Here is an 8,547-nt window from a genome sequence, read left to right as displayed (position 1 = left end):
CCGAGCCATGCTCGGCAGGGGCATTCCCGGCAATCTGCCAGCGCCAACGCGATGGTTTGACCCGCCGCGCGAACTCAACACCCCGGGTGCGCTGCGCTTACCCGGGCTACGCAGGGGCGTTTCCGCCGATCCGAGCGCCTACCCGGGCGCTTACAGATCGCCCAGTTGTGCCTGCAAAGCGGCGATCGCTGCCAGTCCAGCGGTCTCGGTGCGCAGGATTCGTGGACCCAGCTGCAGCCCTTGAAAGCCGGCCTCGGCCAACGCTTGGCGATCACGGGGCGACCAGCCGCCTTCCGGGCCAATCGCAATCACCACGCCATTGGCCGGCACAGCGGGCAGCCCCGCTAGCCGGTGTTCGCCTTCCGGGTCCAGGGTCAGGCGCAGGGTGTGCTCGGGCAAGCCTGCCGCCGCCGTGGCCAGCGCCTGCGGTGCGCCGATATGCGGGATGCGAGCGCGTCCCGACTGGCCACAGGCCGAGCCCACGACGCTACGCCAGTGCGCGATGCGCTTTTCCGCGCGCGCCGCGTCAAGCTTCACTTCGGTGCGCTCGGCGTTGACCGGGACGATTGCGCTGACCCCCAGTTCGGTCGCCTTCTGCAGGATAAGGTCCATTTTCTCGCCACGGGCGATGCCCTGCAGCAAGGTGATGGTCAGCGGCGATTCGTTGTGCAGCGGTTGCGCGGCATCGATCCGCACCGTGACTTCGCGCTTGCCGACGCCCACCAGCACGGCGGCGTAATCGTTGCCATCGCCGTTGAACAGCACGCAGCCATCCCCCTCGCGCAGCCGCATTACCCGTACCAGGTGATTGGCGGTGTCTTCCGGCAGGGCCAGGGTTTGGCCAACGGCCAAGGACGCCTCGATCGGACAGCGGGTCAGGCGCATCGCATTTCACCATGACGGGTGGACAACGGGGCAAGGGCTGGGTCTGTTAGCATTTCAGGCTCATGGAAACGTATCTGCCAATGCACATTCTATCGGTCTACTGGCGCCGTGCCGGGCGTTGCGCATGAGCCGCCGGCTCCCGCAGATCCACGGCATCACCGAGGAAGCCATCGGTCCGTTCCGCCAGGAACATCTGGATCTTGAGTTTTCCAACGGCGAACGCCGTCATTTCCAGCGTCTGGTCAGTCGCGGTCATGGCGCGGTCGTGGTGGTGCCCATGCTCGACGACGAAACCGTGCTGCTGGTGCGTGAATACGCCGCCGGGCTGCACCGTTACGAGCTTGGCCTGGTCAAGGGCCGTATCGATGCGGGCGAGACGCCGTTGCAAGCCGCCGACCGCGAGCTGAAGGAAGAGGCCGGTTACGGTGCACGGCAGCTCGATACGCTGCGTGCCCTGACCCTGGCACCTACTTATATGAGTCACCAATCCTGGTTGGTGCTGGCGCGTGATCTTTACCCGGAACGATTGCTCGGCGACGAGCCAGAGGAGCTGGAAGTGGTGCCCTGGAAGCTTGCCGAACTGGACCAGCTGATGTTGCGCGAAGATTTCTCCGAGGGCCGTTCATTAGCGGCACTGTTCATTGCCCGCGAGTGGCTGGGGCAGCAGTCGTGATGGTCGACTCCGCGCTGCGCGAAGCCGTCATCGATATCGCCCATCGTGCCGGTGCGGCGATCATGCAGGTCTATGCCAGCGGCTTCGATATCCAGTGCAAGGCCGATGACAGCCCGGTCACCACCGCCGATCTGGCCGCGCACCGGCTGATCGTGCAGGGCCTGGGCGAGTTGACCCCGGACATCCCGGTGCTGTCCGAAGAGTCGGCGCAGCTACCGTGGGAAACCCGCCGCCAGTGGCAGCGTTACTGGTTGGTCGACCCGCTGGATGGCACGCGGGAGTTCATCAAGCGCAATGGCGAGTTCAGCGTGAATATCGCCCTCATTGATGGCGGGCTGTCCGTATTTGGTGTTGTGCAGGCGCCGGTGACCGGCGTGGTCTGGCACGCCGAGCGCGGCGGCAAGGCCTACCGGCGTGACGGGGGCAGCGAGGACGTCATCATCACCCAGGTGCCACCGGCGTTGCCGTTGCGGGTGGCGGCCAGCCGCTCGCACCGCAGCCCGCGCACCGAGGAACTGTTGGCGCGCATGGGTGAGATCGAGCTCGTTGCGCAGGGTTCTTCATTGAAGTTCTGCCGCATTGCCGAAGGCACGCTGGATGTTTATCCGCGCCTGGGCCCGACCAGCGAATGGGACACCGCAGCCGGCCAGTGTGTGCTTGAGGCTGCCGGTGGCGTGGTGTTGGCTGCCGATACCGGTGAGGCCTTCCAGTACAACCAGCGGCCACGCCTGCTCAACGGTGATTTCGTGGCTTTGGGCGACGCGTCGTTGCCCTGGCAGACGTGGGTGGCGGGGCTGTAAGCCCCTGCCGCACGTGCACAGCATCAATCCCGCGCCGGCCCATGCCGGCGCTGTCGTAAGGAACACTCAACCATGTCCGACCTGAAAGATATCCAGTCCCTGCTGCAGATCATGGCGCGCCTGCGCGACCCGCAGTCAGGCTGCCCCTGGGACCTGCAGCAGGACTTCGCCAGCATCGCGCCGTACACGGTGGAAGAGGCCTACGAAGTGGCCGATGCGATCGACCGCAATGACCTGGGCGAACTGAAGGACGAGCTGGGCGACCTGCTGTTGCAGGTGGTCTTCCATGCGCAGATGGCCAGCGAGCAGGGCGCTTTCGATTTTGGCGACGTGGTGGCCTCGATCAGCAGCAAGATGATGCGTCGGCATCCGCATATTTTTGCCGATACGGCGGTCACCGATGCCGGTGAGGTCAGTGCCAACTGGGAGGCCATCAAGCGTGCCGAGCGCGCTGCCAAGGGCGACCAGGACAGCTCGGCACTGGCCGGCATCGCACGTGGCCTGCCGGAATGGCAGCGCGCCACCAAGCTGCAGTCGCGCGCCGCCCGTACCGGGTTTGACTGGCCCAGCGCGGCACCGGTACTGGACAAGTTGCGCGAGGAAGTGGACGAAGTGCAGGCCGAGTTCGAGGCGGCGGCCGCAGGTGCGGACAACTCGGCGCAACTGCAGGAAGAATTGGGTGACGTCCTGTTCGTCTGCGCCAATCTGGCCCGCCATGCCAAGGTCGATGTGGGTAGCGCATTGCGCCAGGCCAACCTCAAGTTCGAACGGCGCTTCCGTGCAATGGAGGAGCGCGCACGGGCACGCGGTGGCATGCAGCAGCTGTCCCTGAGCGAACAGGAAGCGCTGTGGCAGGCGGTAAAGCAGGATGAAAAGAGCAGCGTCGAATGAAGACCTTTGCGCTGTTCCTGCTTACCGCCGTGGCTGAGATCGTCGGCTGCTACCTGCCGTGGCTGTGGCTGCGCAAGCAGGGCAGCCCCTGGTTGCTGCTGCCTGCAGCCGCCAGCCTGGCGCTGTTTGCCTGGCTGCTGACCCTGCACCCGACGGCGAGCGGGCGGGTCTACGCCGCTTACGGCGGCGTGTACGTCTGTGTGGCGTTGCTGTGGCTATGGCTGGTGGATTCGGTCAAGCCGACCCGCTGGGATCTGCTGGGCGGCGCGCTCTGCCTGATGGGCATGGCCGTGATCATGTTCGCGCCACGCGGCAACTGAAGGTCCTATGCTGGCCGCTCCGGTTCCTGGAGCAGGCCATGTCGCAGTTCAGCAGCTTCCGCCAGTTCTATCCGTTCTATCTGCAGGAACACAGCAACCGCATCAGCCGTCGCCTGCACTTCATCGGCAGCTGGGGCGTGCTCGCCTGTCTGCTGGCAGCGATCTGGCGCGGCCAATGGGGCTGGCTGCTGGTCGCGTTGCTGTGCGGTTACGGCTTTGCCTGGGTTGGGCATTTCTTTTTCGAGAAAAACCGCCCGGCGACCTTCCGTCATCCCTTCTATTCATTTGCCGGCGACTGGGTGATGTTTGTCGACATCCTGCGCGGCCGGGTGCGTCTATAGCCCGGCGCCGGACCTATACTCGAAAACACAGACTCGGCACAGGGAGAGGGTAATGGGGAGTGGCGCAGCAGTATTGGCTCTGGTCGTGGCGGTGGCCGGGATCATCATCCTGTTCAAGACAGTGCGGATGGTGCCGCAGGGTTATGAGTGGACGGTGGAGCGTTTCGGCAAGTACACCAGCACGATGACCCCCGGCCTGCACTTCCTCATCCCCATCGTCTATGGGGTGGGCCGCAAGGTGAACATGATGGAACAGGTCCTGGACGTGCCAAGCCAGGACGTGATCACCAAGGACAACGCGGTGGTACGCGTGGACGGCGTGGTGTTCTTCCAGGTGCTGGACGCGGCCAAGGCCGCGTATGAGGTCGCCAACCTGGAAGTGGCGATGATCGCCCTGGTGCAGACCAATATCCGCACCGTGATCGGCTCGATGGACCTGGACGAATCGCTGAGCCAGCGCGAGACCATCAATGCCAAGCTGTTGAACGTGGTGGACCACGCCACCAATCCGTGGGGCGTGAAGGTCACCCGCATCGAGATCAAGGACATCCAGCCACCGGCCAACCTGGTGCAGTCGATGCAGCAGCAGAAGATGGCCGAGCAGAACAAGCGTGCCGCCGTGCTGGAAGCGGAGGGCATCCGCCAGTCGGAGATCCTCCGTGCCGAGGGCCAGAAACAATCGGCGGTGCTGGAAGCCGAGGGCCGCAAGGAAGCTGCATTCAGGGATGCCGAAGCGCGCGAACGCCTGGCCGAAGCCGAAGCCAAGGCCACCACGATGGTGTCCGACGCGATTGCCAATGGCAGCGTGCAGGCGATCAATTACTTCATCGCGCAGAAGTACGTGGAGGCCTTCAGCGAACTGGCCAACTCACCCAACCAGAAGCTGGTGCTGATGCCGATGGAAACCACGGGCGTGATCAGCTCCATCGCCGGCGTGGCCGAGCTGGCAAAGGAAGCCTTCGCCAAGCAGGCCGACACCCGGCCAGCGGCACGCGGCACTCCGCCGCCGATGGGGCGCTGAGCCGTGCGCTGGGAAGTGGTGACATGGGCGGCGCTGTCCGTGGCCCTGTTCGCGCTCGAAGCGCTGGCGCCGGGTGCCTTCATGCTGTGGATGGGGATCGCCGCGGCAATCGTGTTCCTGTTGGTCTGGGCGTTCGAAGGAATGACCGTGCTGCTGCAGGTGGTGCTGTTCGTGGTGCTCAGCTTTGTCGCCATCCAGGTGTACCGCACCTGGTTCCGTGGCCGCGCCCGTCAAAGCGACCAGCCCTTGCTCAACCGCCGCGCGGAACAGCTGGTGGGGCGCGTCCTGGAGCTGGAGCAGCCCATCATCGACGGCAGCGGCCGCGCCAAGGCCGATGACGCATTGTGGGTGGTCACCGGGCCAGACCTGCCCAGTGGCAGCAGGGTGCGCGTGGTAGCGGTCGACGGCATGACGCTGAAAGTGCAGCCGGTCTGAACAGGCAGCGGCAATGTCTTGTGGCAGTGCCGCAGGTTTTACCTGGAACCATCTGGGATAATGGCGCTCCCCTTTTCGTGGAACGGCCATGACCCTGCAGACCAAGCTCAACGAAACCCACCGCTCACTCGGCGCCAAGATGGTCGATTTCGGCGGTTGGGATATGCCGATCCATTACGGATCGCAGATCGATGAGCACCATCTTGTGCGCCGCGCCGCCGGCATGTTCGACGTCAGCCACATGACCGTGGTGGACCTGAAGGGCGCGCGCACCCGTGAGTTCCTGCGCCATCTGCTGGCCAACTCGATCGACAAGCTCAAGGTCACCGGCAAGGCGCTGTACTCGTGCATGCTCAATGCGCAGGGCGGTGTCATCGATGACCTGATCGTGTATTTCCTGGGCGAGGATTTCTTCCGCATGGTGGTCAACGCCTCCACCCGCGAGAAGGACTTGGCCTGGATCCGCCAGCACGCGGCAGCGTTTGGCGTGGAAGTCATCGAGCGTGAGGACCTTGGCATCGTCGCGGTGCAGGGCCCGCAGGCGCGTGACCTGGTTGCCGGGCTGGTGGCGCAGGACGATCGCGCCGCACTTGCCAAGTTGGGGCGCTTTGCCGCCCTGCAATTGAAATCCACTGACGGCGTGCCGCTGTTTGTTGCGCGCACCGGGTACACGGGTGAGGACGGCTACGAAGTACTGCTGCCGCAGGATGCGGTGGTCGCGTTCTGGAATGCATTGTTGGCCGCAGGCGTGAAGCCGGCAGGTCTGGGCGCGCGCGACACGCTGCGTCTGGAGGCAGGCATGAACCTCTATGGCCAGGATATGGACGAAGCCATCAGTCCGTACGAAGCGGCACTGGCCTGGACCGTTGCCCTGGACGACACCGCTGACGGTACGCCGCGCGATTTCATCGGCCGTCCGGTACTTGAAGCGCAGAAGTCGGCTGGCAACGCGCGGCAGATGATCGGCCTGGTGATGGATGACAAGGGCGTTCTGCGCCACGGCCAGAAGGTGCTCACCGCCAATGGCGAGGGCGAGATACTGTCCGGTACGTTCTCGCCGACGCTGGGCAAGGCGATTGCCTTTGCACGCGTGCCGGCCGGTGAGCCGGGTGACGTGCGCGTGGATATCCGCGGCAAGGAAGTGCCGGTGCGCGTGGTGAAGTTCCCGTTCGTGCGTGACGGCCAGGCACAGGCCGGCATCAACCTTTGATTCATGACCGGGGCGGGCGCCAGCCCGTGCCCGGTTGGTTAAACTAGCGATCCTTCCCGACCACCGTTTTTTTCGGAGTAGTTCCATGAGCGAGATCCCCGGCGACCTCAAGTTCCTCAAGTCCCACGAATGGGCCCGTGTCGAAGGCAATGGCCGCGTCACCGTTGGTATTTCCGATCACGCCCAGGGTTTGCTGGGTGACTTGGTTTACGTCGAGCTGCCGGCAGTGGGCGACAGCGTGCAGGTCGGTACCGGCGTTGCCGTGGTCGAATCGGTCAAGGCCGCGTCCGACGTGTACACCCCGGTGTCCGGCACCGTCGTTGAAGTCAACGAGGCCCTGGCCGACAAGCCGGAAACCATCAACGAAGATGCCTACGGCGAAGGTTGGTTGTTTGTCGTCGAGGTTTCCGAACCGGAACAGTTGAACGACCTGCTTGGTCCGGACGACTACGCCGAGATGCTGGAGAACGAGGACCACTGAGTCCTGCAGTTCCGGAAAAACGGTCGCCAACGGCGGCCGTTTTTTTATGCGCTGGTGTCAGCGTCGCGTGACGATGTGGGCGCTCCATTGGAAGGGAACAGACATGTCCGCGATGGTTCGAGATGCGCATGCGCGGTTTCGAAACAGCCTCATCGCCGGTGTCATGCACGCCGCTGAGCCGGCAAAAAGTTTGCGCAAATCGATGCTGTTGCTGGTCAAAGCTTCACCGTTCGGAAAAAAAATTCAGGGGCGGTTATCGAAGTCGACGGCGCTTGCGGTCAGCGCTCATGGCACCAGGCGCGCCGCTGTGACACGAACGCACTGCGTGCATGCTTGTAAAAAATAGTGCGCTTTTACCGGGGATTTTTTGCATTCGTGTTTTTGTTGGCGATGCTGCAGGTGGTTTCAGCGCGCATGACGCCCGGTCGAGGATGGGTGGCGCGGGTACCGTCGAAGGTGGGGGCGGCGAAAAATTTTTCGTCGGAGTAGTTGACAGTAAAAAAAACCGTGATTAGGTTTCGCCCAGCAGACCTTTCCTGCGGAAGCGAGTGAGCCGGATCAACATTCAGACGCGAAGCACAACTTGGACGTCCGCCAGGATCTTCTCAATGGTGGAGCAGGACTCGCTTCCTTCCGCGAAACACCCCCCCGATTTCAAACCGGCACCCGCAGCGGGACCCGTTGCGGGTGTTTCTGTATCCGTCACGACGCGCTAGGACGCGTCGTCGGTCCTCCGCAACCCACCGCGGATTTGTTTCAACTGGGCATTTCAATTCCATAGATCACTGACGAGGAAACATCCCATGGCCACGAAGAAAGCTGCTAAAAAGCCGGCCGCCAAGAAGGCGGTAAAGAAAGTTGCCAAGAAAGCTGCTGTGAAGAAGGTTGCCAAGAAGGCAACCGCCAAGAAGGCAGTGAAGAAGGTTGCCAAGAAGGCAGCCGCCAAGAAGACCGTGAAGAAGGCAGCTGCCAAGAAGGCAGTGAAGAAGACTGCGAAGAAGGCAGTGAAGAAGGTTGCCAAGAAGGCAGCCGCCAAGAAGACCGTAAAGAAGGCCGCCAAGAAGGTTGCCAAGAAGGCAACTGCCAAGAAGACCGTAAAGAAGGCCGCCAAGAAGGTCGCCAAGAAGGCAACTGCCAAGAAGGCCGTTAAGAAGGTTGCCAAGAAGGCAGCTGCCAAGAAGACCGTAAAGAAGGCCGCCAAGAAGGTTGCTGCCAAGAAGCCGGCAGCCAAGAAGGTTGCTGCCAAGAAGAAGCCGGCCGCTCGCAAGAAGAAGGCCGCTCCGGTTGCACTGCCGGCAACCCCGGCACCGCTGATCTGATCCAGCGTTAAGTAATACCTGAAACTCCTTCCCCGACTGCCCAGCGGGGAGGGAGTTTTTTTATGCGCGTCCGGCAGCCGCGGCGCCAGCCGCGAAGTGCGCGATGTACCCGGACATGTAATGACCCACCGCTTTCTGCTCAGGTCACGCGGTTAATGTAGCGGCATAGGC

12 protein-coding genes are annotated in these 8,547 nt (G+C 63.1%); 11 read left to right on the top strand and 1 reads right to left on the bottom strand.

From position 1 onward, the window contains the following. Positions 1-150: 150 nt before the first annotated feature. Positions 151-885: a 16S rRNA (uracil(1498)-N(3))-methyltransferase gene (locus RT460_RS19185; protein WP_313321328.1), complete on the bottom strand. Its 735-nt coding sequence runs from the start codon at positions 883-885 to the stop codon at positions 151-153. 124 nt (positions 886-1,009) lie between these two features. On the opposite strand from RT460_RS19185, the gene nudE reads away from it, so the two are divergent. The 11 genes from nudE to RT460_RS19130 all read left to right on the top strand — a co-directional run bounded on the left by nudE (position 1,010) and on the right by RT460_RS19130 (position 8,376). Next, on the top strand, positions 1,010-1,558 hold the full coding sequence (gene nudE / locus RT460_RS19180) for an ADP compounds hydrolase NudE (RefSeq protein WP_313321327.1): 549 nt from the start codon (positions 1,010-1,012) through the stop codon (positions 1,556-1,558). Then, on the top strand, positions 1,558-2,358 hold the full coding sequence (cysQ, locus tag RT460_RS19175; protein ID WP_313321326.1) for a 3'(2'),5'-bisphosphate nucleotidase CysQ: 801 nt from the start codon (positions 1,558-1,560) through the stop codon (positions 2,356-2,358). The genes nudE and cysQ overlap by 1 nt, the downstream gene beginning before the upstream one ends. 72 nt (positions 2,359-2,430) lie before the next feature. Further along, on the top strand, positions 2,431-3,249 hold the full coding sequence (mazG, locus tag RT460_RS19170) for a nucleoside triphosphate pyrophosphohydrolase (RefSeq protein WP_313321325.1): 819 nt from the start codon (positions 2,431-2,433) through the stop codon (positions 3,247-3,249). Then, positions 3,246-3,569: a YnfA family protein gene (locus RT460_RS19165; protein WP_313321324.1), complete on the top strand. Its 324-nt coding sequence runs from the start codon at positions 3,246-3,248 to the stop codon at positions 3,567-3,569. Before mazG ends, RT460_RS19165 begins: the two co-directional genes overlap by 4 nt. Positions 3,570-3,607: 38 nt before the next feature. Continuing rightward, positions 3,608-3,910: a DUF962 domain-containing protein gene (locus tag RT460_RS19160; RefSeq protein WP_313321323.1), complete on the top strand. Its 303-nt coding sequence runs from the start codon at positions 3,608-3,610 to the stop codon at positions 3,908-3,910. Between the two features lie 52 nt (positions 3,911-3,962). Beyond that, a complete protein-coding gene (locus RT460_RS19155; RefSeq protein WP_313321322.1) occupies positions 3,963-4,931 on the top strand; it encodes an SPFH domain-containing protein in 969 nt (322 codons plus the stop codon). Between the two features lie 3 nt (positions 4,932-4,934). Then, a complete protein-coding gene (locus RT460_RS19150) occupies positions 4,935-5,366 on the top strand; it encodes an NfeD family protein (protein ID WP_313321321.1) in 432 nt (143 codons plus the stop codon). Positions 5,367-5,454: 88 nt separating this feature from the next. Next, entirely contained in the window at positions 5,455-6,576 is a 1,122-nt protein-coding gene (gene gcvT / locus RT460_RS19145) for a glycine cleavage system aminomethyltransferase GcvT (RefSeq protein WP_313321320.1), read from the top strand. An 85-nt stretch (positions 6,577-6,661) separates the two neighbouring features. Continuing rightward, positions 6,662-7,057, top strand: coding sequence for a glycine cleavage system protein GcvH (gene gcvH / locus RT460_RS19140; protein ID WP_313321319.1), 396 nt, complete (start codon positions 6,662-6,664; stop codon positions 7,055-7,057). 103 nt (positions 7,058-7,160) lie between these two features. Beyond that, positions 7,161-7,403: a hypothetical protein gene (locus RT460_RS19135; RefSeq protein WP_313321318.1), complete on the top strand. Its 243-nt coding sequence runs from the start codon at positions 7,161-7,163 to the stop codon at positions 7,401-7,403. A gap of 457 nt (positions 7,404-7,860) precedes the next feature. Beyond that, entirely contained in the window at positions 7,861-8,376 is a 516-nt protein-coding gene (locus RT460_RS19130) for a hypothetical protein (protein WP_313321317.1), read from the top strand. The last annotated feature ends 171 nt before the right edge of the window (positions 8,377-8,547 follow it).

The organism is Stenotrophomonas sp., assembly GCF_032061965.1.
Taxonomy (GTDB): domain Bacteria; phylum Pseudomonadota; class Gammaproteobacteria; order Xanthomonadales; family Xanthomonadaceae; genus Stenotrophomonas.
The sequence above is the reverse complement of the archived record's forward strand: the minus strand, read 5'-3'. Positions and strand labels throughout refer to the sequence as shown.

Excerpts from the sequence above, each read along its gene's own strand:
- gcvT (WP_313321320.1), top strand. The coding sequence starts at position 5,455 with ATGACCCTGCAGACCAAGCTCAACGAAACCCACCGCTCACTCGGCGCC.
- RT460_RS19160 (WP_313321323.1), top strand. The coding sequence starts at position 3,608 with ATGTCGCAGTTCAGCAGCTTCCGCCAGTTCTATCCGTTCTATCTGCAG.
- mazG (WP_313321325.1), top strand. The coding sequence starts at position 2,431 with ATGTCCGACCTGAAAGATATCCAGTCCCTGCTGCAGATCATGGCGCGC.
- nudE (WP_313321327.1), top strand. The coding sequence starts at position 1,010 with ATGAGCCGCCGGCTCCCGCAGATCCACGGCATCACCGAGGAAGCCATC.
- RT460_RS19185 (WP_313321328.1), bottom strand. The coding sequence starts at position 885 with ATGCGCCTGACCCGCTGTCCGATCGAGGCGTCCTTGGCCGTTGGCCAA.
- RT460_RS19135 (WP_313321318.1), top strand. The coding sequence starts at position 7,161 with ATGTCCGCGATGGTTCGAGATGCGCATGCGCGGTTTCGAAACAGCCTC.
- RT460_RS19165 (WP_313321324.1), top strand. The coding sequence starts at position 3,246 with ATGAAGACCTTTGCGCTGTTCCTGCTTACCGCCGTGGCTGAGATCGTC.
- RT460_RS19155 (WP_313321322.1), top strand. The coding sequence starts at position 3,963 with ATGGGGAGTGGCGCAGCAGTATTGGCTCTGGTCGTGGCGGTGGCCGGG.
- RT460_RS19130 (WP_313321317.1), top strand. The coding sequence starts at position 7,861 with ATGGCCACGAAGAAAGCTGCTAAAAAGCCGGCCGCCAAGAAGGCGGTA.
- cysQ (WP_313321326.1), top strand. The coding sequence starts at position 1,558 with ATGGTCGACTCCGCGCTGCGCGAAGCCGTCATCGATATCGCCCATCGT.
- gcvH (WP_313321319.1), top strand. The coding sequence starts at position 6,662 with ATGAGCGAGATCCCCGGCGACCTCAAGTTCCTCAAGTCCCACGAATGG.